The following is a 24,215-nucleotide window of genomic DNA, read 5'->3' as shown; positions in this document are numbered from 1 at the left end:
CCTGCACTCCCAATGAACAATAATATTATTATAACTGCGCGAAATCCTCTACCGAAAAGCAGATAAAAGCCGATCGCCAATATCTGCTTTTATCTGCGTTGGTAGGATTTTACACCTAATCTTTCTTCGCCTTAGCCTCCAAATTTTCCATCCGACTCCTCAAATCTTGATTCTCCTTTTTCACCTGGTCTAATTCCTCCCGCAACTGCTTTACGGCTGCATCAGAACCAGCATTTTTCTGCACTCTTTGCACAGCTTCATCAGCCATGCGGCGAACGCGGCCATCGGGAGTTTGGTCAGCTAAAGAACGCAAAATGCGAATTGCTTTGCGAGTTTGCATTTGTCCTAATCCCACTACTACAGAGACTTGAGTCAAGAAAAACGTCTCTTTAGATAATTCTGCCAATCGCTGCAAAATCCGTTCTAAATTGACCTTCGTTTGACCAGTCGAAATTGTGCCCAAAGCTCGAATTGCAGCCAAGCGCAAAGCTTGCGGAGTACCGGCGGCTGTGTATTTCAATATTAAATTCAGCGCATCTTCAGAAGTTTTCATCTGCGCCAAACCGGAGATCGCACCCGATCGCACTACCTCATTCCACCCCTGACGTTCTTTCAGCACCAATTTTAACTCTTTGAGTACCTGTTCGTCGGTCGGTTTTTCGTCGGGGTTAGCCGCTGCAATTGAGCCCATAGCACTCGCTGCTGCTGCTTCTACGTAATAGCTGTCGTCGCCTTTTTCGACGATCGATCTCAGCGCTTTATAAGTTTCGTGAGTTTGGATTTTACCCAGCGCATTCACCACAGCGCGGCGAACGCGAGCATCTTTATCTTTTAAACCACTTACTAAACCTTCAAAAACTTGGTCGAGTTTAATTTCAACTAACTGACCGGCAACTTCTGCCCGTACTGCCCAGAACGGCTCTTTCTTGAGAACTTCTGACAGCGTTTTCACCGCTTCCAGCCCTCCTTTTTTCGCCAAAGCTTGAGCAGCGTAAATCCGGGAAACCGGGTCTGGATCGAACTGCAACTGAGCTTTTAGTTCTGCAACTCCATACTCTAACGCAACAGTTTTTAAGTATTTATTGCCTACATCAAAACTGATAAATGCCGGCTTCTCTTCAAGGGGAAAATAGAAGCTTTGCTCGCGCTCATGCACTCGGACTGTGAAAGTTTTTAGGTTCGGGGTTGAACGTGCCCAACTGTCATCATCTGCTTCTTTTTCCGGCTTGTAACCGAAGCCGATCGGGATTTTCAAATCAAATACATCTTTGCTGTTGCCGTTGCCATTTTTGCTATCTTTTACCTGAGTTTGGGTGACAGTAACTTTTGCTAATTTGCTGTCGCCATCCCAGGAATAAGCAACCTTATAATCTGGATGACCGCCACGATAAACGTACTGGTCAAACAAAAACATGAGATTGCGACCAGTAGCCTTTTCTATCGCCCTGAGCAAATCGATCGTTTCTACAGTTTTGTGAGCGTTATCCCGCACAAAAGTGTGAATTGCTTTGTAAAATAATTCGTCGCCCAACTCGGCGCGAATCATGTGATAGACGCAAGCACCTTTTTCGTACAAATGGCGATCGTACAATTCAATGGCTTCGCGGTAAACGTGAGTAACCATCGGGCGGCGGTAGCGGGAACTATCTTCAGCTAAATAACTGCGGGCTTCATTTAACATATAGTAAGCCGCGTCTTCTTTGCCATATTCTTTATCAGTCCACAGCACCTCGGAATAAGAAGCCATGCCTTCTTTCAGCCAAGCGTGAGACCAATGTTTGATTACTACTAAATCGCCGAACCATTGGTGAGCCAATTCGTGGGCTACTAAGCTTTCAGTACCTCGATTGTCGAGGGCGGCGCGTTCGTCTAGCAAGCACCTATCTGTTAGCAAAGTTGTGGAAGTGTTTTCCATACCGCCGAAGATGAAATCATCGACGCAGACTTGAGCGTATTTGGGAAAAGGGTAAGGATAGCCAAATGCTTCAGAGAAGAATTCAATCATTTGAGGCGTTTTGCCCATGCTGCGCTTAGCGTCTGCTTCGCGGCTTCTTTCCACGTAATAATTAACTGGTTTGCCGTTCCATTCGTCTTTAATTTCGGCAAAATCTCCGACTGCTAAGGTCATTAAGTACGTCGGGTGTACCTGGGTTTGCGACCAGTGATAAATTTTCTCGTCTCCGTCGTTTTTTGTGCTAATTAATTCGCCGTTGGAGATGGCAAAAAGTTGCCTGGGAACTCGCACTCGAATTTCGGAAGTTGCCAACTGTCCGGGATAGTCGAAACAGGGAAACCAGAAGCGGGAATCTTCGTCTTCGCCTTGAGTCCAAACTTGTGTTGGTTTGTCTGGATAGTTTTTGTCCGGGCCGACGAAATAAAGGCCGCGTTGGGGTTTTTCGACCGAGTAGTCGATCGCAATAGTAATTGGTTGGTAAGCTTCTGTTGGTTCGTGCAGTTGAATTTGCAGCACTTCGCCGTCGCTGTCGAAATTTTGCTCGGTTTCGCCAACTTTTACCGATTCAATGTTGAGGTTGACCGCATCTAAGGTTAATTTGTCAATACCGCTGCGGACTGGATTGATGCGGATGCTGCAAGTGCCGCGAAAGCTTTGTTTGGGAATATTCAGCACTAAGTCGAGGAAAATGTGCTCTACTTGACCGGGGCGATCCGGGTTGTAATGCGGCCGAGCACCGGGCATCTCGAAGGATTTGTGAGCGTTTTCAGAATCGAAGTAAGTATTTGACATTGTGATGGCAAAGTTGTGAGTCGAGCGGCGATCGCTGGCAGCGCCGATCCGGCTGAACTGCCAGCTTATTATAGAGTAGCGCGTCCTAGCTGCTGTTGTCGCTAACTTGTTAAAAACTGGGTCTATCGTTGAGGGGATGGAAAATATGATTTTTTCGTTACAATATCAGCAAGGTTAATGTCTGCAATCATCAGCCTGTAATTGAAATTCAGAGGGAAATCTGCATGACAGCTACACTATCAGTTCCCAATTCCATCGAGTCTTGGCTGGGCGACGAAGCCGAAGACTTGCTCACCCATCAAGCAAAAGTTTCTAAAGATTTTTTGCACCTGCCTGGCCCGGATTGGGTCGATCGCATTTTTGCTCAAACCGATCGATCTCCCCAAGTTTTGCGATCGCTTCAGCAACTCTATTCTAGCGGACGCTTGGCAAATACCGGCTATTTATCCATCCTGCCAGTAGACCAAGGAATCGAACACTCGGCGGCCGCTTCTTTTGCACCGAATCCCATTTATTTTGACAGCGAAAACATCATTAAATTAGCAATTTCGGCTGGCTGCAATGCTGTCGCGACAACCCTGGGAGTTTTGGGAAGCGTATCTCGCAAATACGCGCATAAAATCCCTTTTATTGTCAAGCTCAATCACAACGAATTGCTAACTTATCCCAATCAATTCGACCAAGTAATGTTTGCGACCGTCGAACAAGCTTGGAATTTGGGAGCAGTTGCAGTCGGAGCAACAATTTATTTTGGTTCGCCGGAATCGACGCGACAAATCCAAGAAGTCAGTCAAGCTTTTGCCCACGCTCACGAATACGGAATGGCGACAATTTTGTGGTGCTATCTCCGCAACGATATCTTTAAACAAGACAAAGATTATCACGTTGCAGCCGATTTAACCGGGCAAGCAAATCACTTGGGAGTGACAATTCAAGCTGACATTATCAAGCAGAAATTGCCAGAATGCAACAACGGTTACGAAGCTGTGGCTAAAGCTAGCGGCCACAGTTACGGCAAAACAGACAAGCGCGTTTATTCGGATTTGACAACGGATCACCCGATCGATCTAACTCGCTATCAAGTGCTCAACTGTTATGCGGGAAGGATGGGTTTAATTAACTCCGGCGGTGCTTCCGGCAAAAGCGATTTTGCCGAAGCAATTCGCACGGCGGTAATCAACAAGCGCGCTGGCGGCTGCGGCTTAATTTCCGGCCGCAAAACTTTTCAGCGTCCTTTTGAAGAAGGCGTAAAATTGTTCCACGCCATTCAAGACGTTTATTTGTCGCCAGAAATCTCGATCGCCTAAAAATTTACCGCACAGAGATTGGCCTCAATATCACAACCTAAACGTAGGTGTGCACGACCCACAAATCTTCGTAAACCTAGGGTGCACACTGTGCACCTTACGTGATTAAAATTCCTTAATCTAAGTTGCAACTTAGCTGTAGTATTAATACTAGCTGAACATATATACAGACACAGTATATAATTTAAAAATGCCCCACAGCCTTGTTTTAAACCTGCGGCCAGTTGCACCAATTCCATCCCAGTTTTTAACGGGGCGGCATCTCCACGCTTTATTTTTGAACCTTGTGAGTGCTGTAGACAGCGATTTGAGCGCGTACCTGCACGACCAATCTCATGAAAAAGCTTTCACTTTAAGCCCCTTTCAAGTAAGCAGAAAAGAGGCTTACAAAAGCACCACGCCCCCGCCACAAAAGAGAGTTTTGGCTCCGGCTTCCCGCACAATTTCGCAGGATGTACAGTGGGAACACAAGCAAGCTATTCAGGAAAATACGCCGATTTGGTGGCGAATTTCTCTGCTGGATGACGGTTTGTTCGATCGCCTAACTCAACTTTGGCAGCAACTTAATTTCGCTCGCCCTTGGCATCTCGGCCCGACAAATATATACATTACTAATATTTTGAGCGAACCGCAATCAAACCAGCCTTGGGTCAACTTTTGTACTTACGCCGAATTGTTCGATAGAGCTTCGGAAACTGAGCGCCAAATTGCTTTAAGTTTTTGCACTCCTACTAATTTTCGGCAAGGTGTCTACGATAGTGCTATGCCCACTCGTGAGAGTATTTTTGGCAGTTTAGCTAATCGCTGGAACAAGTACAGCACGATTGCGATCGAACCTACTTTCACAGAAGCTATTTTTCCCAGTTTCTTCGATATCAGAACAGAAGTTAGTACGGATTCTCGCAGTAAATTTATTGGCTGCGTCGGCGATATTAGTTACCGAATTATGGGAGATATAGCTCCTGCTACTATCAAGCAAATTAACACTTTAGCAGATTTTGCGCTTTACAGCGGAGTCGGGCGAAAGACGCCGATGGGAATGGGAATGACGCGCCGGTTGCATGATTTTTAATTATTCACCTTTGGGCTGAATTTCACTGACTATTTCATAAACATCAGTGTCTGGTATTTTCGCAAACAAAGGCGCCATCTGCTTCAATATTTCCTGATAAGCTTCGCTTTGATTGGCTGCCATATCTTCTACGCTTTCCCAAAAAATGATGGCAATACCTTTGTCTGTATTGGGCAATTGCAGCAGGTATGCTCCCTTAAAACCTGTGGCATAAGTTGCAACGGCTTTTTCAAAAAGTTGTTCTGCAGCTTCAAATTTTCCGGGTTTAAATTCGCCAATGGCAACGTAGGCAAACTGATGTCGGAGAAAGTCGAGAAATTCTGACATATCTTTTTCCTCACTTAATAGCGATACACTAAGTTATATTTTACCCGATCGCCCGAAATTTGTGAATATCGCTGTTTATAAGTAGATCGACCTAAAAAAACCTAACAGCGATCGATCTTTCGATTATTCTGCTCTATCCAACCAAACCATTAAATCGGATAAACTAGAAAATCCGACTACCTCCTCTACCAAACTCTCTAATTGCTCAACCGATAATTCCCCAATCCGCGAAACTACATCGGGATTTACGGCTCCTACTCGTCGCTCCAGCAGACGCAGAATTAATGCTCTTTGACCTGCTCTAATCCCTTCTTGCATCCCTGCTTGACGGCCTTCTTGCATCAATTGAATCCTAGCTGGCTCCAAAGCTCGCTCCAAAGCTCGCTCCAGACCTTCTTCTACGCCCCTAGTAATTATTCCCCGCTGTTCTTCGATCGCCATTTCTTGGGCTTCCATATCCTCGAACTCTTTCAAGCTTAAGTTAGCCTCATTGGCAATTTGAAAAGCTTTTTCTAGTTCTGGAACTGTTTCCATTGTGGCTGGGATTGTTTCTAGATCGGGAGTATTTTTCAGAAAATAAATCCATTTATCTGTCAAAGTTGTGAGTTCATCTAACTCTTTTTTGAACTTCGGCAACTCGACAAAAAACATTTCAACTTGGAGATGGGGATAATCAAATAGTTTCTCTTTTTCCTTAAACACAAAATGAGAAATAACATCAGGTTGTTCTTTAAACATTTCAAAATCAGTAATCGTCAAAGCAATTACTGGTTGTAATCTAGGATAACCTTCTCTAATTTTGAGTTGGTTGGCATAGGTTTTGGCTAAGTTGTAGATGACTCGTTTTTCAAAAGCGGCTACATTCAGAACTTGCATTTCAATAATTACCGTCTTGTTGCCGGTAATTCGAGCTTTGACATCCAAATAACTATCTTTGAGTCCGCTAACGGTAGCAGCCGAGTAAGGGTCAATAATTTGCAAGTCTTGGATGATTGGCTCACCGGCGTAAATTAGAGCATTTAAGAAGCTGATGAGGATGTCTTGGCTGTCGGTAGAACCAAAGATTTTTTTGAAGGCAAAGTCTGTTTTAGGGCTGATAAATTTCATGATATTTTTCCTAATCTGTTTTATTGATTTATGAAAGATTTTGATGAAGCGCGATCGCTTCGGGGCTGCGAAAACTGGGTAGCTGCAATAGCCCACTTGAATTTATGAAAATACGGGTGATATAAATTTAACATACAAGTAAAAATAAAACCAACATAAAAGTAACAAAAATGACCAAAATATTAGTAATTGAAGACAATAACTTAATCCGAGAAATGGTATTAGAACTTCTGGCATCGCGCGGTTTTGAAGCTGTAGGCGCTGAAAATGGAAAAGTTGGTATCCAGTTAGCTGCCCAAATTCCAGATTTAATTTTGTCTGATGTCATGATGCCGGAACTAAACGGTTTTGAAGTATTCGCAGCCGTGCGATCGCACCCTGCAACCGCCAGCATTCCGTTTATTTTTATGACAGCCTCGGAGATGGAAAAAGTCCTGGAACTCAAAGCAGACGGCTATCTCCAGAAACCTTGCAGCGCCACAGAAATGCTCGCGGCGATCGCCACTCAACTAGAAAAACCGACAGTTAGCAACCCACAACATCAAAAAGTACAGGACAATTCTGCACCATCAAATCTCAGCTTGCGCGCCAGCAATCAAAAATCTCGGTTTGAGATTGCCTCGGTTTGCTCGCAATGACACGCACAGTAACGTTATGGATACATAAGTTGAGGGAATTTCAAATTGGTTCCCCCCAGGGGTGGCTTAGACTGGGTATGTTGAATTTGGTTAAATATTTATGAACGCACAACCCAAAGGCCGCCTTGTTTGGAATCACTCTACCCACCTTCCCGGTTTGATACCAATTTTAGAGCGCCTCACCCTAAAAATGGGCATTCAAACAGTCACGCCTGGGGTCATCAACAAAGTTAAAGGACACATCCCCCGCATGACATTAAGAGTGTCAGTACCCATCCGCGGGGGATTTAAAATCATCGCCAGACAGGGCAAAACCGTACAAGAAGTCTTTATATTAACGACTCTCACTCAAGGGGACTTGGAAGAGACGATCGCCCAAACCCTAGCCAAGTGACAATATTTTCTTAGCAAGCAAAGCCCGAGCCTTAACTGAAGTAGTTTCATCGCTTTGGGTGATTTCCTCAAGTCGGGCCGAAACTTCCGCTAACCAATCCGGTTTAACAGTCGCAGCACCCGCCAAAGCTTGCAAACCCCCCGCTGCTGCGTAGCGAACCACCCATTCTGGATCTCGGGACGCTTGCAGTAGCGTTTTCACAGCGCGAAGTTGAGCATCTGCAATTTGTTCTGCCGGCATCAATTCCCAGTAAATCGTCCCCAAACCCCTAACCGCCGCCCGCCGCACGCTCAAAGCAAAGTCATTCGCCGCTGCATCGAGCAAAATCTCCAAACCCCTGGGGTCGCCAATTCCCGCCAAAGCCCGAACAGCCCAAGCTCTCGCCCCGTAATTGTAGCCGTCAAGCTGTTCTAGAAGCGGCAGCACCGCAGCTTCTCCGAGTTGAATCAGCCCGTCAACGGCGGCAACAGCGGCGCCTGGGTTGTTGTAACCGAGGACTGTAATTAAGGTAGGAATTGCTTGTTTTGAGGAAGCTGCCGCCAGTGCTTTGACGGAGTTTAACAAGCCTTCGGAAGAATCTGCTTGTTCGACAGCCTGAATTAGTTCTAATGCCATTTATTTGTAAGCTTTACCGTGACTATTGTAATCCTTGCAGGAGTCGTAAATTTTTGACCCCACCCCAACCCTCCCCTTATCAAGGGGAGGGAGTAAGAAATTTACAAATGATTTAGGATGGCTATATTGTAATTGTAGGTTGGGTCGATCGCGCGATCGAACTTTTTGCAGCGTGGGTGAGGCGCGGCGATCGACTTGGAAAGCTTCCCCTGCTCGAAGTAGGACAGTCTTGGTTAAAGAGTCGAATCCGCAAAAAACTCGACTCCATACCCGCCCTAGGAGGTGTTGCGGTGTGCATCCTAACCGTCTTGGCGGTTCCGATAAAACTTAGCCCAAGCATACCGCTGCGGATCTTTTTTCAGCAGATATTCCACAACTTCCCGACGCTTCCCATTTTTAGCATTTTTGACAACCCGCTTCATTTCCGCATCCTGATCTCTGGGTGAAGCACCGCGTTTAATTGCCTCGTTAAACCAACGCTCACCCTCTGAAAATTGACTCCGCTCAAAACAAATAGCTCCCATCAAAGTGTAAGGATGATGACTCTGAGGCTGATACTCAATAGCTTTTAGGGCACATCTTTCCGTATCATCTAGTTTATTAATATCTCGAAAAGCACCGCCCCTAGTTGTTAGCAAAGCTGACTTGAGCTTATTTTCTTTAATTTTGTCGAAGTCCAGATGTTCTGTCAGCTTCAATGCACTTCTCGGTTGTTCAGCCTTGCGCCAATGACTGCTGGCATTAGGCAACTTCCATTTATTTCCAGTATTTTTGTACTCCTGTTCATAAAAAAGTGCTTCGATTTTGTGGTAAGCTGTAAAAATCTTGCCAGAGAAGAGTCTCTGCCCTTGATATCGGCGTTCTTCCTGCCACCCATAATAGCTATAGCTGGGTTGAGATGCTTCAATTTTATTCTCCTCAAGCCAAGCAACATCTGTTGGTTCCAGTCGCTCTCCTTTATCCAGTTTTTGCAGAATTGCGTACAACGGACTAGAAGGTGCCCGATCTTTATAGTTCGACACATCATACTTAGACTTCAGAGCAGAAAATTCCTTTTCTTGGGCAAAAGTAATTACATCTTCACGTCCATTCTGTTTCAGCCAATCAATATCAGCCTCACTTAAATGCTCTCCCGATTGGATTTTGGATTTCAGACTAGCCACATACTTTTCAATAGCAAAAGTAATTACATCATCACGTCCATTCTGTTTCACCCAATCAAAATCAGCCTCACTCAACGGCTCTCCCGATTGAATTTTGGACTTGAGACTAGCAGCATATTTGTCAAGCGCCAGAGTAATTGTCTCAGTTAGTTTACGCTTTTTCAGAAAGTTAATATCCTGCTCACCTAGCTGACTTTCTAAATCAATTTTTTTGAGAACTTTATACAGATGGCTAGAGAGGGATGAATCCTCATAAGTAGTAGCTTTATACTTAACCTTCAGTTGAGCAAAGTGCCGTTGCTGTTCAATTTCCAAAACAATGCTAAGCGTTTCGCTAAGTTGATGCTCTTCCAGCCAGTTAAGTTCTGACTCGCTCAACTGCTTATCTGCCTCAAGATTTTTCAGGATGGGATACAACGGACTAGAGACAGATGTTTTTGGGTATTCACTAGCTTTGTACTTATCCTTGAGTTGGGCAAACTTAGCTTCCCGTACAGCTTTTTGTTGCCAAAAAATTTCTAGAGTATCAACCAGTTGGTTATTGAACAGCCAGTTAGCCTCTACATCACTTAATATTTCTCGTGCATCCAGTTGCTTGAGAATTTGATACAAGGGGCTATCAAGTGAACAATCTGGATATTCAGTTGCTTGGTACTTAGCCTTTAGTGCAGCAAATCGCGCCATCTCTTGAACGATAGCAACTGTTTCAGTAAGCCCCTGTTGTTGCAGGTATTTAACTTCTAAGTCAGTTAGCTGATTTTCTGAGTCAAGTTTCCAAAGGATAGGATACAAAGGACTGGATAGCCGTAAATCGCGATGTCTGGCTACTTTGAACTTAGACTTGAGTTGAGAAAAATTAGCATCTAGTTTTGTTCGTTCTTCAGCCTTATGTAGTGGCTCTTGCTCGATAGCTTTTATTGTTTCCAAAAGCTCTTGGTTTAGTAACCAATCCCACTCGAAGTCGGTAATTGCACATTCTAAATCAGCTTTTCGCAGGATGAGATACAGAAGACTAGAAGGAGATGAATCTTCATATTTTGTTGCTTGATACTTGGACTTAAGCGCTGCAAAATGTTGCACCTGGACTTCAAAAGGATCGTTGCTCATGATGAATCCCCCGATTTATACTTCTAGCTGCTACACAACCATCTCCCAGCATTCCGCGATCGCCCGCAGTCAAAACCCAAACTTTTTTAACTGAAAACTCATCCAGATGGTAATATTATTTTAACAGGCTAGCTTTCACCAAGTACAGCTACAAACCTCAGTATTTTCACTGAAATTTATAAAAATTAGTACCTAAAGCCTCCTCCCTCATTCCATCAAATCATCAGCGATCGGTTCACCCGGATAAAAGCGAGAAAATAGCAGTTCTCAACTCCATGAAATACAGATATGCGGTAGGGAAACAGCACGGCGCTGTGTCCTGAAATGTGCTGTCTCCTGAAAAGTGCTGTTTCCTGAATTTACGCGAGAAAATTGAGAATCGCTAAAGCCATCCTATTGCTGTTGCAAACTAATTTTGATCAAAGTAAACTATCCATTAAGTTCATAACTTGGATAGCTTCATCTGACAAAGATAGAGATTCTTGTTGATTGAGGTGATGCTCCAAAACTCCTTTGAGCGCAATCAATTTCAGGCTATTTTCTGCTAAAGTCTCTGAAATAGCTTGCGCTCCCGGCAAATAGCCGATCGCCCCCAAGTCCATCAAAGCCGATCGCCTCAACTGCAAATTATCCCCATTCAAAGCACTTACCAACCGCTCTCCGTACACCCGCTCACCAGTTAACTGATACATCGCCCGCGCCGCAGCGTACTGCACCCGCTCCACAGAATGTTCTAAAAAAGGTGAAATTAGCGGTATTGCTTCTGTGGCTTTCAGCGTTCCCAAAGCTTCAATTACCGAGTCGTAAGGTTGCACGAGGTGCGATTTTCCTGGCACTCGCACAGCCACAGCTACGCCCCCATCCAATAGCTTCATTAGCGGCTCAATAGAATCGCGATAGCCCAGCATTTCTAGAGCTTGAGCGGCCGCTTCCCGCACGTAATAATCGGCGCATTCCAAACAACGAATCAGGGCCGGTAAGGCTTGTTTGTCGCCCAATTTACCCAGAGCCCGCGCCGCATTTCGTAATAGGGAATAGTCGCCGATTTTTGTTTGTTCTGACTCTTCTTCCAATGCGGCAATTAAAGCTGCAATAGCTGCCGGTTCCTTGACTCTAAATCTGCCAACCCACCAAGCAGCATAATACCGGAGACTGTAATCTTGGGAGTGCAAATTTGCGATCGCCTGTTCAACAGTTAAAGACTCGCCCTCAGCTACACCCGCCGGCGCTGAGTCGGATTCGTAATAATCCATAGTGATTAGTTGTTAGTTATTAGTTATTAGTTATTCGGCTATTGAAATCGCTGCTACACAGAAAAAACCTGCAAGGGTTAGGGAAACTGGCCGATTAAAATCGCTACTAAACAGACAAAACCCGCCTGGGCGGGTTACATTAACTCTTAGTCCGCTTGGAGTGGACTTTGTTTGTCTAGCAGCGATTTTCATCGCCCCTTGTAGCTTGTGCCGGAGCGATTTTCATCGCCCCTGCAACCAAACTATTGGTGATCGTGCGATGATTCATGGGATGATTCATGCGATGATTCTGCACCCGCGTTTAAAGGATGAATGCTGACAATTTTCCCGCCCATGCGAGTAATCCGCTGCATTTCTTGATTCATCCGATTGTAAGGCACGTTGATAAATGTACTCGCGCTCGATCGAATCGAATAATCCACATTATCTGTTTCATCGCTTTGGCGCAAGCCGACAACTTCATACCGAAAGCAGCGACCAGCCGAAGCTGTATTGCCACTTTTTCCACCTACAATTTGACCCAACATAAGCTTCTTGGTAATTGGTAATTCTGACTGTTGACTGTTGACTGTTGACTGTTGACTGTTGACTGTTGACTGTTGACTGTTGACTGTTGACTGTTGACTAAAAGCTAGTAACTGCCAACTGCCAACTGCCAACTGCCAACTGCCAACTGACTAAATTGGAGTAATGCTGGCGATTTTCGCGCCCATGCGTTGAAATTTCTGCATTTGCGAGGACAACTCCTCAACAGGTACGATGAAAGCCTTGCTGCTGCGGCGCACGCTGGGATAGCCGCCCGTGCGAATGCCCGAAACTTCCACGCGCACCAGCCGTCCTTCTTTGCCGTAAGCTGCAGCGCCGCCGAAAGTGCTGCTGGGAGTTACGTTTCTGGCAGAAGGCCGATATGCCCAACCTTCGTTACCGCCAGAAGGCCCAACTACAGCCGTAGCGGTGTTAGTGCCGAGTTCGACAGCTAAGCGAGAGTTATTGCCTTCTAGTTGAGATGTATCGCTGTTTGCATAGCCACGATACAACCGGAACATCCGGGTAAAACCGACGGTTTTTTGACCGCGCTGGGTGTTAAAGCCGCGGTAGTAAGGCACGATACTTTCGCCAAAGTTTTCTTGATACTCTACTGAATCGATGTAAGAATCAATATCAGCGTCGTAGCCTTGTGTTTGGTACAAATCTAAGTGCTCAACTACTTCAGATTCGTCGTAGGGAGCGCGACCGAGCAAGTGTTTGTAGTTTAGTTCGATCGTCCGAGTTTGGAAGCTGTTGTAGAAAAACTTGGTTTTGTACAGTTCTGACTTAGCTACAGCGCGTACAAATTCTCGTACCGTCAAACTGCCGTCCCGCAGCAAAGACTCGGAACTTATAAGTCGCTCGGATTTCATTAAATAGTCGTTGCCCAGCACCTGACGGTAAACCGCACGAATCACAGTTTCAACGTCGTCTTTGGTGTAGTTTGGGCGCAGTTCTACCTTCGGCGCATCGCTCAATGCGGATGTTCCTAGTCTGGACGCTGCTGTTGTAATCGCCACCAGATTTTCTCCTAAATTATTAATGACAAAAGTTTTATGCTTGGTTGCACTTGAAATTTTTAGGACTAAAGATAATATGCCTCAAAGTAGGGTGTACACTGCACACCTTACATATCCACATAAAATTGAAGAATTTTTTAGCCTTAGTCCTAATTTGCTAAAGACGTTTCAAAAAAACGTCAATACACAAACTTTAAGCTGTGGTAATACTTACCACTTTGCCGCCACGTTTGTTGATTTGCTGCAAGCGGCTCGAAAGTTGCTCGTAAGGCACGAGATATTCGGTAGTAGTCCGCCGCACTTGGGGCGAAAAATTAGCCGAACCTTGCATTGCGGTGACTCGGTAGAGTTGGTCGCGAGAACCGCCGGAGGTGCCACCAAGGGCTTTTCCGGTGGAGGCCGTGTATATCGGCGAAGCCATATTTCTCGCTACTTCCCAAGTCAGCCGGGCTTGGGTTTGGTTTTGCGAGCGATCGCTAGAAGCAAAACCCCGGTACAGTTGAAACATCCGGTTAAAACCGACGGTTTTTTGACCTCTTTGAGTCGCGAAACCGCGATAGTAAGGCACTATACTTTCGCCAAAATTTTCTTCATACTCAACTGAGTCAATGTAAGAATTGATTTCAGCTTCGTAGCCTTCTGCATTGTACAAATCAACGTGGAAAGCAATTTCCGACTCGTCGTAAGGAGCGCGGCCCAACAAATGCTTGTAATTAAGCTCAATTAACCGCGTTTGCGAGTTCGGATAAAAAAACTTTTTCCGATAAGTTTCGGAATGTGCAATTGACCGCACAAAATCTTTCACTGAAATCTGCCCTTGCAGCAGCAGAGATTCAGCACTGGTAAGTCGTTCGCTCGACATTAAATACTCGTTGCCGAAAACTTGGCTGTAAGCAGCGCGAATTACTGCTTTCGCATCCTCTTGCGTCCAGTGGGGGCGCAGTTCTACCCGTCCCGCTTCTTCAAATGCTTTTATTCCCAACCGTTCTGCTGCACCTAATCCCGCCATTTTCGCTTCTTCCTTTTTTGCTTTAAAAATTGAAAACTGCTTAAAAAAGTATTTGCAAAACTAGGCTTGGATCGCAGATGCCCGGAATTCTAAACAACCGCTAACACTTAAGCTAACAGCAGCTTACAATTCCGGGCATCACGCAAATCTAGCTTAGAGCGTTGATTGCGTAGTCGATGTAGGAATTCGCTTCAGTTGCAGCGTCGCCACTCAGACCGTGGTTGCCTTTGATGTACTTGAGAGCTTCAACGTACCAGCTAGGAGACAATTCAAATGTCCGGTTGATTTCGTCAACACCTGCAATCAGGTACTCGTCCATCGGACCGGTGCCGCCTGCAACTAAGCAGTAGGTTACCATCCGCAGGTAGTAGCCGATGTCGCGAGAGCACTTGGCTTTACCTGTTGGGGTAGAAGCGTAGTTAGGGCCTTGCATTTGTTGTGTGTACGGGAATTTGTTGTACACAGCTTGAGCTGCACCGTCGATCAAGCGCTGAGAGTTGGCGGTCAAAGCCTTGGCTGCTTCCAAACCGGCTGCTGCTTGGCGGAAACGTCCGAAGGCGACTTGCAGTTCAGTGCTGCTCAGGAAACGGCCTTGAGAATCGGCTGCGGTTACTGCTTCAGTCAAAGGGGTTTTCATTGTTCTGGTTTCTCCCTAATGTTGTGTTGTTTTTGTACAAAAATGATTGTTTGCAAAAATGCGATGCTCGCTTCTTTACAAGAAATGTTCGCTTGGCTATTTTTAGCCGACTGCACTGGCTGCGCGGTCGAAGTAGCTGCCGATTTCAGACATCAGCGAGCTGCAATCACCACGGGTAACGCCGTTGGGGTCGTTAGCGATCGCGATCGCTGCTTCTTTCATTTTTTGCACGCCGGCTGCAACTGAGCCACCGGGAACTCCCAGAGCTTGGTATGTTTCACGCAGACCGTTCAAGCAGCGGTCGTCCAAAACGCTGGCGTCGCCTGCAAATGTTGCATAGGTGACGTAGCGCAAAATGATTTCCATATCGCGCAAGCAAGCTGCCATGCGGCGGTTGGTGTACGCATTGCCACCAGGAGCGATCAGTTGAGGCTGTTCGGCGAACAGGGTGCGAGCTGCATTGGCTACGATGCTGGATGCGTTGCCGGTGATGCGGTTTACTGCATCAATCCGCTTGTTAGCGTCGGAAACCATGCTGCTGAGAGCATCTAGTTGACCCGGAGCTAGAAATTCGCCGCGAGCGTCTGATTGGGAAACCACTTTTGTAAATGCGTCAAACATGAAAGAACTCTCCTATTTGAGTTAATTGAGTTTGGTTGCGGTATAAAACCGTTAAGTTAAATTTGTTCAGGCTACGAGTGCCTGCAAGGGTTGAAATTTGATGCCAGCTAATCTGCTGGTCCCATCGATCTCTCCCTTTCCGCTACCTGCACTATTGTTACATTGCAACGGAGGTTTAAGAAACCTTAGAAAATTTTACACCTTTTATGAGATGCGACAAACCTTGTCAATCAGGGTTTTTGTTAACTTTGGCCTGTCGTTTCAACCCTCTGATAATCTTTATACAATGCTCGCCTGCGTTTGTTTATTACAAATTATTACAGAAACTTATCTCTCTAAGAAGGTAAATATTTGGGGGGCAAGTACGGGCAAATCTCATTCCGACGGTAGATGCGCGAGGGTACTTCTAAACGAAGAGTTTGCTTCTATCGCCCTGCTGTGGGGGTGGAACCCCCCCGAACCGTCCCGTGACCCGATCGCCTTTGTTGGCTTTCTCTGGAAAATCGGAATTGTTAAGAAGTATTAAGTAAATTAAAGTTTTCGTAAAAGAAGGCTGGGGAATAGGGAAAAAACCAAAAATTATGCCCAATGTCAGGAGGCCTGCAAAATTCGGTGTGGGAAAAATCCCCAAGATTGTGAGCCCCCTCGCCACAGCCTCAGCTTTTACCGGAACTATCAGCATTTAGCGACCAAACTCAGCCTTTGGAAGTTGAAAGACCGGGCCCGGTATTTCATAACGCGGGGATGCTTGGTCTGGGGAGGGCTTTAAACCCATTATTTTTGGTAAGGTGGATAGGTGCTATCAGCCGTAGGCGTACAAAGGGCGCGATCGAGCCGCCAGACGCAGTGAAGTTAAAAGCTTTTTGCTTCCCCGGCATCGAACCGCCCAAAACCAGTCCCAAGTTAAACAGTTTTTTATTCAAAACTCAAAACTTAAAAGTCTCTCACTGTAATCAGCCAGATGGATCGGCTGTAGCTGTCCGGCCACAACCACCTTTATGCCCCACGATTGATCGTAATTTATGTCTTCAAATTCTCCCTCTTCTTGGCACACCGTAGCAATTGACCAAACTCTCCAGCAGCTAAGCAGCAACAAAGACGCTGGCTTGAGCAGCCAACAGGTGTCAGAACGCTTGCAGCAATACGGCCCCAACGAACTAGAAGAAACAGGAGGCCGCAGTCCGTGGTCGATTTTTGTCGATCAGTTCACCAACATTATGTTGTTGATGCTGATGGGTGTGGCCGTGATTTCGGGTTTTTTGGACTTTCGGTCGAATACTTTTCCCAAAGATGCGATCGCCATTTTTGCGATCGTCATACTCAACGGCATTCTCGGCTATTTCCAAGAGCAAAGTGCTGAAAAAGCCCTCGCAGCCCTCAAAAACCTCGCTTCCCCCCTAGTCAGAGTCGTGCGGGACGGCAAAACTTCAGAAATAGCAGCCAAGGAACTCGTACCCGGAGACGTGATGCTGTTAGAGGCTGGGGTAAAAATAGCAGCAGACGCACGCTTGATCGAAACATCAAATCTGCAAGTCAGAGAATCTGCTTTGACAGGGGAAGCCCTAGCAGTAACCAAGCAAGCCGATCTAGAACTTCCCGAAGATGCTTCCTTGGGCGATCGACTCAACCTGATTTTTCAGGGCACAGAAGTGGTTCAGGGACGAGCAAAGGCGATTGTCACCAACACCGGAATGAAAACTGAACTGGGCAAAATTGCCACCATGCTTCAGTCAGTAGAAACCGAACCGACTCCCCTGCAACAGCGGATGAGCCAGTTGGGAAATGTTCTAGTCTCCGGTGCCCTAGCCTTAGTCGCAATAGTCGTCATCGGCGGCATGATTACCTTCCAAAACGGCGGCATCGGGTTCGATACCAGCAGGTTTGAAGAGTTGTTAGAAGTTTCTCTGAGCATGGCTGTGGCTGTGGTTCCCGAAGGACTCGCAGCAGTCGTGACAGTCACTCTGGCACTCGGAACTAGGCGGATGGTGAAGCGAAACGCCCTGATTCGCAAACTGCCTGCAGTAGAAACTTTGGGATCAGTTACTACCATTTGTTCTGACAAAACAGGTACCCTGACTCAAAATAAAATGGTAGTTCAGCTAGTCTCGACGGGCGACTGCACAGTCGCCGTAGCAGGCGACGGCTATGCCCCGATCGGAGATTTTACCGATCGCCTGACATCGGCCAAAATTAATAATTTAGAGGAATATCCAGAACTCGAATCTTTATTAATTGCCTGTGCAGTTTGCAACGACGCAGTATTGCAACAAGAAAAACAAGAATGGCAGATTTTAGGCGACCCCACAGAAGGAGCTCTGCTTTGTGTAGCCGGAAAAGCAGGCATTTATAAGGAAAAACAGTCTCAATTGCTGCCACGGACGGCGGAATTTCCTTTTTCTTCCGAACGCAAGCGGATGAGCGTGATTTGTGAAGTACCCGGCCGATCGGGACATTCGGGATTTCCCGCAGCAGAAGGACAGCAGTCGAATTATTTGATGCTGACCAAAGGCTCTCCAGAGTTGACTTTGGAGCGCTGCAAAGGCATTATAGTCGGCGATCGAGTACAACCTTTAACCCAGGAAATGCGCGATCGCATCCTCGCCGAAAACAACAACATGGCAAGCGGCGGTTTGCGAGTCCTCGGGTTTGCGTACAAACTCTGGGAAAACCTGCCGCCCGAAGGTTCTGAGGAAACCAGCGAACAAGACATGATTTGGCTGGGACTCGTCAGTATGCTGGATGCCCCGCGCCCGGAAGTGCGGGAAGCAGTGAGGAAGTGCCGCGATGCAGGCATTCGGGTGGTGATGATTACAGGAGACCACCAGTTGACAGCAAAAGCCATCGCCTACGATTTAGGTATTGCAACAGAGGGCGATCGAGTTCTCACCGGTCAAGAATTAGAAAAGCTCAGCCAAGAAGAACTCAAACAGCAAGTCGAACAGGTTAGCGTTTACGCCCGCGTTTCCCCCGAACACAAATTGCGGATTGTCCAAGCTTTGCAAAGTTGGGGCAAATTTGTCGCAATGACCGGCGACGGCGTTAACGACGCCCCAGCCTTGAAACAAGCCGATATCGGCATCGCAATGGGGATTACCGGCACCGATGTCAGCAAAGAAGCTAGCGATATGGTGCTCCTCGACGACAACTTCGCAACTATTGTCGCCGCCGCTGAAGAAGGGCGAGTGGTTTATAGCAATATTCGCCGCTTTATTAAGTACATTTTGGGCAGCAACATCGGCGAAGTTTTGACAATTGCGGCCGCACCTTTAATGGGTTTGGGAGGAGTGCCGCTGACGCCGCTGCAAATTTTGTGGATGAACTTAGTAACAGACGGCGTTCCCGCTTTGGCTTTGGCCGTGGAACCGGGGGAACCGAACGTGATGAAAAGGCCTCCTTTCAGTCCGCGAGAAAGTATTTTTGCGCGGGGTTTGGGTTCTTACATGATTCGGGTCGGGATTATTTTTGCAATTTTGACGATCGCGATGATGTCCTGGGCTTACGGATATACCACCAACCCTAACCATGTTGGAGATCCCGAAGCTTGGAAAACAATGGTGTTTACAACTCTTTGTTTGGCGCAAATGGGTCACGCGATCGCAATTCGGTCTAACACTCAGCTAACTATCGAGTTAAATCCCTTCACTAATGTTTTTGTGTGGGGGGCTGTAATTGTGACTACTATGCTGCAATTAATGCTGATTTACGTTCCGCCACTGAGAGCCTTTTTCGGCACTCATTATTTAACGGGGTTTGAGTTGCTAGTTTGCTTCGGTTTCAGCGCTCTGATGTTTGTCTGGATTGAAATGGAAAAACTGTTTGTGCGCTTTTACAACAAATCTAGGAAATAGTGTTAACGGCTGACGAATAGTGAGCGATGTTTCATTATTCGTTAGATGGCTCTCATTCCGCGATCTTCTCAACATCCGCAAGATATCCCGCAGGGGTTTTTAACCCCTGCCTCAAAGCAAAAGTCCTCGCTATGAGGACTGAAAAAACTATGTTTTAAAAATACAAAGAAAAATAAAGATTTTTCTGGCAGGGTGATTATCAATAACCCACGTCAACAGTCAACAGTCAACAGTCAACAGTCATTATATTATGTATTTAAAAACGCTGCACCTACGGCAGTTTCGGAACTACTTCGATCAAAAGGTAGCGTTTGACGCTCCCAAAACCATTTTAGTAGGAAATAACGCTCAAGGAAAATCTAACTTGTTAGAAGCGGTAGAGTTGCTTTCTACATTAAAAAGCCACAGGGTAGGGCGCGATCGCGATTTAATACTCGACTCAAAGCCGATCGGGCAAATTGATGCTACACTCGAACGTCAAACCGGAGCCATCGACTTAGCTTTAACTCTTCGCTCTGGGGCGCGTCGGACACTGAAGCTCAACGGTGAACCGCTGCGCCGCCATTTAGACTTTTTGAGCGTCTTAAATGTAGTGCAATTTTCTTGTTTGGATTTGGACTTAGTGCGCGGCGGGCCCGAAGGAAGGCGCAATTGGATCGATCGCCTAGTCATCCAATTAGAACCGATTTACGCTCACATTTTGCAGCAGTACAATCAAATTTTGCGCCAGCGAAACGCTCTGTTGAAACGTTCTAAAGAAATCAGGAAAGCGGAATTTTCCGACAGTTTTGACAAAATGCGATTTATTGCACCCGAAAGTCCCGAACCGGAAAATACAGAAGACTTCCCCATTCCCAATTCCCCATTCCCAATTCCCAGTTCCCAATTCCCAATTCCCAGTTCAGAATTAGCTTTGTGGGACGCGCAGTTGGCTACAGCGGGCGCTCGCGTCATCCGCAGGCGCGATCGAATTTTGGAGCGTTTGATGCCTTTAGCTCGAAATTGGCACCGTTCCATTAGCGGTTCAGCAGAAGTTTTAGATGTAAAATACGATGCTAATATTGAAGTAAGTTCAGAATTTATCGCTAAAGACAATCTCGAAGGAGTGCGGCAAGCATTTTTAGAGAAAATTCAAAAAAGGGCGATCGCAGAACAGTTTCAAGGAACCACTTTAGTCGGCCCCCACCGCGACGACATTACATTTACAATTAACAATACGCCAGCTCGTCAATACGCATCTCAAGGTCAGCAGCGAACTCTGGTATTAGCATTAAAATTAGCCGAATTGCAGCTTATTGAAGAAGTCGTCGGTGAAGCGCCTTTACTGTTGCTCGACGACGTACTTGCAGAACTCGATCTGAGCCGCCAAAATCAGCTTTTAGAAACAATTCAAGAACGATTTCAAACTCTGATTACTACAACTCACCTAGGGGCTTTTGATGCTCAGTGGCTGCGACAAACCCAAATTCTCTCCGTCGTTGCTGGACAAATCAATCGATTTTAGATTTTAGATTTTAGATTTTAGATTGACAAATTTTCTGTTTCATGGTATGAGAACAAAAAAAGGTAGAAAGTGGCATTATTACCTCAATTCGAGATAGGATAAAGGTTAATTTTGATTGCAGCTTTCGCTTCCATTTTTCTAACCCTTGTCAACGACCCAGGTCTAAAGACACTGGGCTTCTAGCCTAAGACTTAAACCACAGTTGACCAGACTAAGTACCTCGCGTACTACGTTAACGGTAAGAGTTTAAAGACCTACCAAGGGATGCGAAGCTAGTTCCTTGCTCTAGAAATTTAGGATTAAACAGACTTATTGGGTTAAATCAGTGTCCTAGATATAGTACCGGCCGTTAACTTTGTCGAAGCTAACATTACCCCGAAAGGGAGGCTCATAAAAGAGCGAACATTATGCGTACAGGGTTGCGAAGTTTGAGATGGTAATTGTCCCATCGAAAGTACACTACAAAAGTACACCGAATCTAGCAATCCCAAGGCGGTAATGGAAAGATTCACGCCGGTTTCAACCGCCGAGTCGTTTCCCTCTCAGCACTCTTCGTGACTGAGTTTCCCACTTACCGAATTTTTTATGAAGCATTACATTTCCCGTCTGTTAGCCCTGGTATTAGTTGTTGTCATCGGCATAGCGGGCTGTACCAATGTTCCGGCCACTCTGAGTGGAGATTATGGTCAAGACACATTAGCATTAGTTAAGAGCTTGAGAACAGCGCTCACTTTGCCAGAGGGCACGCCGGAAAAAGCAGCCGCTCAAGCCAAGGCTCGCACAAGTATCAACGATTTTTTTGCTGAATACCGCCGCGATCCCGCTCTTACCAAGCTGGCCTCTTTCACGACAATGCGGACGGCATTAAACTCTTTGGCAGGACATTACAGTTCCTATCCAAACCGTCCGGTTCCTGAAAAATTGAAAAAGCGTCTTGAGTCAGAATTTCAGCAGATTGAAGCTGCTCTTAACAGAGGAGCTTAATCTCAAAATTTAGGATCGAGGATAAATTTTAATAATTGATCTTTCATCCTTGATATTTGAGTGTTAACAATTTTTAGTAGAAATATCACCTGCTTTTAGCGCCCACTGTATTCAGGCGCTTTTTTATGCAGCATTTAGGGAAAAAATACTGCAAAACCTTTTAATCGCGGAGTCTTGTCTTACCCGATCGCCCTTATGGAATTTAAATAGCCGCCAGATAGAATTTGCATTGTGCGATCGACTTGTGCCATAACTAAGTCAACCGAAAAAAGTAGAAAATTTGTAGCTGCTTGTTGAGCGCGATCGCATTTTTGCGATGCCACCCAATTTAAACCAGAAAACCCCATCCAACTCTCCCATGAAAATTGCACCAACTCGCATCGCGAATTTTCAACACCAGCGACGCTTTTTAAGTGCGGTAACTGCTGTTTTAACCAGTAGCTTCATCAGCCAGCTTGTGTGGCAGTTTATCGGAAATCAACCAGCTTTGGCCCAAACATCAGCCTATTGCCAATTATCCCCAGAACAAGTCAATCAAAAAGAAGACTTGCGTCGCGCCGCGCTGTCGGGAAAACGGGAATCTCAGCAAGCATATTTTGCTGTTTTGAACAAACACGCGCGGGAAATAGCAGAATGCCGCAAAAAAACTTGGCCCGAAACCCAAGCAGTTTGGCTGCGTTTGTATCCCTGCGATGTCAGACCCGGAGAACTCGATCGAGTATTAGACAAAGTTGTGAATAAAGGCTACAACCAAGTCTATATAGAAACATTTTACGATGGTCAAGTGCTGCTCCCAGTTGCAGACAATCCAACGGCTTGGCCTTCTGTTGTGAGAAATCGCGGTTACGAGAAATACGATTTGTTAGAAAAGGCGATCGCCAAAGGCAAACAGCGAGGTTTAAAAGTATACGCCTGGTTATTTACCATGAACTTTGGCTATAGCTATTCTCAGCGTCCAGACAGACAGCAAACCCTCGCTATCAACGGTAAAAATCAGACAAGTTTAACAGTAAGCGAAGAGGCAGCAATTAACGAGGACTTCGGAGAAGTTCCGGGCAATCAAGCCTTTATCGATCCGTACAACCCACAAGCACGGCAAGACTATACTTTGTTAGTAAATCAAATACTTAAGCGCAAGCCGCAAGGAATGTTATTCGACTACATTCGCTATCTAAGGGGCATCGGGCCCGCTTCAGTTGCTACCAAAGTTCAAGACTTGTGGATTTACGGCCCAGCATCGCAGCAAGTTCTTTTGCAGCGGGCTAGCAATCAGCAAGGCCGAGATTTAATTCAGCGGTATTTGACTAAAGGATTTATCAATACTAATGACGTTCAAGCAGTAGTCAAACAGTATCCAACTGAGCGAGAACCTCTTTGGCAGGGCCGAATTCCGCAGCCGATATCAGTAGCAACTCCACCTTCTAGAAGAGAGAATGCCGCATTAAGATCAGCCTCAACAACTTCCGCCACTAACAAGCCCAACCCTGCAACTCCCACACCAAAACCGACACCGCGACTTCCCGATACCGGCACTCTGCAAAAAGACCTGTGGAAACTGAGCGTTGCTCACGCAGTACAAGGGATTTTAGATTTTTTTGGAATAGCAATTCAACCAGCTCAAAGGATGGGAATTCCTGTAGGAGCGGTGTTTTTTCCCACTGCAAATCAAGCGATAAATCAAGGGGGATATGATTCGAGATTGCAGCCGTGGGACACCTTTCCGGCTGCTGTGGAATTCCACGCCATGTCTTACGGAAATTGCGGGGATGTAAGCTGCATTGTGCCGCAGGTGCAGCGGACAGTGAGTTTAGCGCCGGCGGGAGCAAAAATCATTCCTGCCATTGCTGGAGATTGGGGAAAACCTCTTAAAAATCGGCCGTCTTTGGAGATTCAAATGCGAGCAATTCGTTCGGCGACGCCGCAAATTAATGCTGTGAGTCATTTTGCTTTTGGGTGGCAAGAACCGGAGGATGAAAGGGCGCGGCAAACTTGCAGATTGTAGATACATTTCTGGACGCACAGGGTGTCATCATCTAGTTTTATGGTCGCCGCAAGAGCATGAAAGGGTAGATTTTTGATCGATAAACCGGGTTTTTCTATCGGAATCGGCGGCGAACCACGATTGATTTGCCTAAAAAAACCCGGTTTTTGCCTAAGTCTTGCTTGAGTGCGATCGACCTTTTGCCAAAAAAATAATTTACCCAACTTTTAAGCTAGCAGAACCAGGCATAATGAGATTGTTCAAAATAAATCCGTAAGGATTCAGGTCTAAAAACTTGCGGCTCCAACGCTTGTCTGGCAAGGGTTTTAGGGCAAAATAAGGGTTTTTGTCTTTC

The 24,215-nt window shown here is 46.0% G+C and carries 23 protein-coding genes; 9 read left to right on the top strand and 14 right to left on the bottom strand.

The genetic code is table 11. The features are described 5' to 3' along the window. Window positions 1-115 precede the first annotated feature (115 nt). Window positions 116-2,746 carry a M1 family metallopeptidase gene (locus tag QUB06_RS07375; RefSeq protein ID WP_333434735.1) on the bottom strand — a complete coding sequence of 877 codons (2,631 nt, stop codon included), beginning with the start codon at window positions 2,744-2,746 and terminating at the stop codon, window positions 116-118. Between the two features lie 224 nt (window positions 2,747-2,970). On the opposite strand from QUB06_RS07375, the gene QUB06_RS07370 reads away from it, so the two are divergent. Next, window positions 2,971-4,053, top strand: coding sequence for a class I fructose-bisphosphate aldolase (locus tag QUB06_RS07370; protein ID WP_333434734.1), 1,083 nt, complete (start codon window positions 2,971-2,973; stop codon window positions 4,051-4,053). A 190-nt stretch (window positions 4,054-4,243) separates the two neighbouring features. After that, window positions 4,244-5,125: a CRISPR-associated endoribonuclease Cas6 gene (gene cas6 / locus QUB06_RS07365; protein WP_333434733.1), complete on the top strand. Its 882-nt coding sequence runs from the start codon at window positions 4,244-4,246 to the stop codon at window positions 5,123-5,125. Here the strand turns inward: cas6 and QUB06_RS07360 are convergent, their stop codons facing one another. Next, complete coding sequence (locus QUB06_RS07360) at window positions 5,126-5,452, bottom strand: antibiotic biosynthesis monooxygenase (RefSeq protein ID WP_333107428.1); 327 nt, start codon at window positions 5,450-5,452, stop codon at window positions 5,126-5,128. A 123-nt stretch (window positions 5,453-5,575) separates the two neighbouring features. Continuing rightward, complete coding sequence (locus QUB06_RS07355; RefSeq protein WP_333434732.1) at window positions 5,576-6,559, bottom strand: Rpn family recombination-promoting nuclease/putative transposase; 984 nt, start codon at window positions 6,557-6,559, stop codon at window positions 5,576-5,578. Between the two features lie 170 nt (window positions 6,560-6,729). On the opposite strand from QUB06_RS07355, the gene QUB06_RS07350 reads away from it, so the two are divergent. Further along, on the top strand, window positions 6,730-7,197 hold the full coding sequence (locus QUB06_RS07350) for a response regulator transcription factor (RefSeq protein WP_333434731.1): 468 nt from the start codon (window positions 6,730-6,732) through the stop codon (window positions 7,195-7,197). A 100-nt stretch (window positions 7,198-7,297) separates the two neighbouring features. Further along, window positions 7,298-7,591: a DUF2103 domain-containing protein gene (locus tag QUB06_RS07345; protein ID WP_333144464.1), complete on the top strand. Its 294-nt coding sequence runs from the start codon at window positions 7,298-7,300 to the stop codon at window positions 7,589-7,591. Here the strand turns inward: QUB06_RS07345 and QUB06_RS07340 are convergent. The 9 genes from QUB06_RS07340 to QUB06_RS07300 form a co-directional block, all read right to left on the bottom strand. Continuing rightward, the gene (locus QUB06_RS07340) at window positions 7,580-8,206 is read right to left on the bottom strand and encodes a HEAT repeat domain-containing protein (RefSeq protein ID WP_333434730.1); all 627 of its coding nucleotides are present in this window, start codon (window positions 8,204-8,206) and stop codon (window positions 7,580-7,582) included. The genes QUB06_RS07345 and QUB06_RS07340 overlap by 12 nt on opposite strands. Before the next feature lie 121 nt (window positions 8,207-8,327). Further along, window positions 8,328-8,504, bottom strand: a complete 177-nt coding sequence (locus QUB06_RS07335) for a hypothetical protein (RefSeq protein ID WP_333434729.1) — start codon at window positions 8,502-8,504, stop codon at window positions 8,328-8,330. Window position 8,505: 1 nt separating this feature from the next. After that, on the bottom strand, window positions 8,506-10,476 hold the full coding sequence (locus QUB06_RS07330) for a hypothetical protein (protein ID WP_333434728.1): 1,971 nt from the start codon (window positions 10,474-10,476) through the stop codon (window positions 8,506-8,508). A 419-nt stretch (window positions 10,477-10,895) separates the two neighbouring features. After that, window positions 10,896-11,729, bottom strand: coding sequence for a HEAT repeat domain-containing protein (locus QUB06_RS07325; protein WP_333434727.1), 834 nt, complete (start codon window positions 11,727-11,729; stop codon window positions 10,896-10,898). 242 nt (window positions 11,730-11,971) lie between these two features. Beyond that, the gene (locus QUB06_RS07320) at window positions 11,972-12,388 is read right to left on the bottom strand and encodes a phycobilisome linker polypeptide (protein WP_333434726.1); all 417 of its coding nucleotides are present in this window, start codon (window positions 12,386-12,388) and stop codon (window positions 11,972-11,974) included. Between the two features lie 18 nt (window positions 12,389-12,406). Further along, window positions 12,407-13,276, bottom strand: coding sequence for a phycobilisome linker polypeptide (locus QUB06_RS07315; RefSeq protein ID WP_333146100.1), 870 nt, complete (start codon window positions 13,274-13,276; stop codon window positions 12,407-12,409). A gap of 193 nt (window positions 13,277-13,469) precedes the next feature. After that, a complete protein-coding gene (locus QUB06_RS07310) occupies window positions 13,470-14,285 on the bottom strand; it encodes a phycobilisome linker polypeptide (protein ID WP_333434725.1) in 816 nt (271 codons plus the stop codon). A gap of 148 nt (window positions 14,286-14,433) precedes the next feature. Next, window positions 14,434-14,922, bottom strand: coding sequence for a phycocyanin subunit alpha (gene cpcA / locus QUB06_RS07305; RefSeq protein WP_006631256.1), 489 nt, complete (start codon window positions 14,920-14,922; stop codon window positions 14,434-14,436). 102 nt (window positions 14,923-15,024) lie between these two features. Beyond that, window positions 15,025-15,543: a phycocyanin subunit beta gene (locus tag QUB06_RS07300; RefSeq protein WP_333146104.1), complete on the bottom strand. Its 519-nt coding sequence runs from the start codon at window positions 15,541-15,543 to the stop codon at window positions 15,025-15,027. A gap of 286 nt (window positions 15,544-15,829) precedes the next feature. Here QUB06_RS07300 and QUB06_RS07295 point away from each other — a divergent pair, with 286 nt between their 5' ends. Continuing rightward, entirely contained in the window at window positions 15,830-16,069 is a 240-nt protein-coding gene (locus QUB06_RS07295) for a hypothetical protein (protein ID WP_333434724.1), read from the top strand. Between the two features lie 205 nt (window positions 16,070-16,274). Here the strand turns inward: QUB06_RS07295 and QUB06_RS07290 are convergent, their stop codons facing one another. Next, complete coding sequence (locus QUB06_RS07290) at window positions 16,275-16,466, bottom strand: hypothetical protein (protein WP_333434723.1); 192 nt, start codon at window positions 16,464-16,466, stop codon at window positions 16,275-16,277. 99 nt (window positions 16,467-16,565) lie between these two features. On the opposite strand from QUB06_RS07290, the gene QUB06_RS07285 reads away from it, so the two are divergent. From QUB06_RS07285 to psb27, 3 genes are all read left to right on the top strand, one after another. After that, window positions 16,566-19,391, top strand: coding sequence for a cation-transporting P-type ATPase (locus tag QUB06_RS07285; protein ID WP_333434722.1), 2,826 nt, complete (start codon window positions 16,566-16,568; stop codon window positions 19,389-19,391). Between the two features lie 250 nt (window positions 19,392-19,641). Next, window positions 19,642-20,895 (top strand): DNA replication/repair protein RecF, encoded by a 1,254-nt coding sequence (locus QUB06_RS07280; RefSeq protein ID WP_333434721.1) that lies wholly within the window; start codon window positions 19,642-19,644, stop codon window positions 20,893-20,895. 585 nt (window positions 20,896-21,480) lie between these two features. After that, on the top strand, window positions 21,481-21,879 hold the full coding sequence (gene psb27, locus QUB06_RS07275) for a photosystem II protein Psb27 (protein WP_333158758.1): 399 nt from the start codon (window positions 21,481-21,483) through the stop codon (window positions 21,877-21,879). A 179-nt stretch (window positions 21,880-22,058) separates the two neighbouring features. Here psb27 and QUB06_RS07270 read toward each other — a convergent pair whose 3' ends face one another. Further along, window positions 22,059-22,226, bottom strand: coding sequence for a hypothetical protein (locus QUB06_RS07270; protein WP_333146110.1), 168 nt, complete (start codon window positions 22,224-22,226; stop codon window positions 22,059-22,061). Between the two features lie 11 nt (window positions 22,227-22,237). On the opposite strand from QUB06_RS07270, the gene QUB06_RS07265 reads away from it, so the two are divergent. Then, window positions 22,238-23,881, top strand: coding sequence for a family 10 glycosylhydrolase (locus QUB06_RS07265; protein ID WP_333434720.1), 1,644 nt, complete (start codon window positions 22,238-22,240; stop codon window positions 23,879-23,881). Window positions 23,882-24,215 lie beyond the last annotated feature (334 nt).

It is taken from the genome of Microcoleus sp. D2_18a_D3 (genome assembly GCF_036702455.1).
Lineage (GTDB): Bacteria > Cyanobacteriota > Cyanobacteriia > Cyanobacteriales > Microcoleaceae > Microcoleus.
This window is presented reverse-complemented; position numbering and strand designations above follow the sequence as displayed.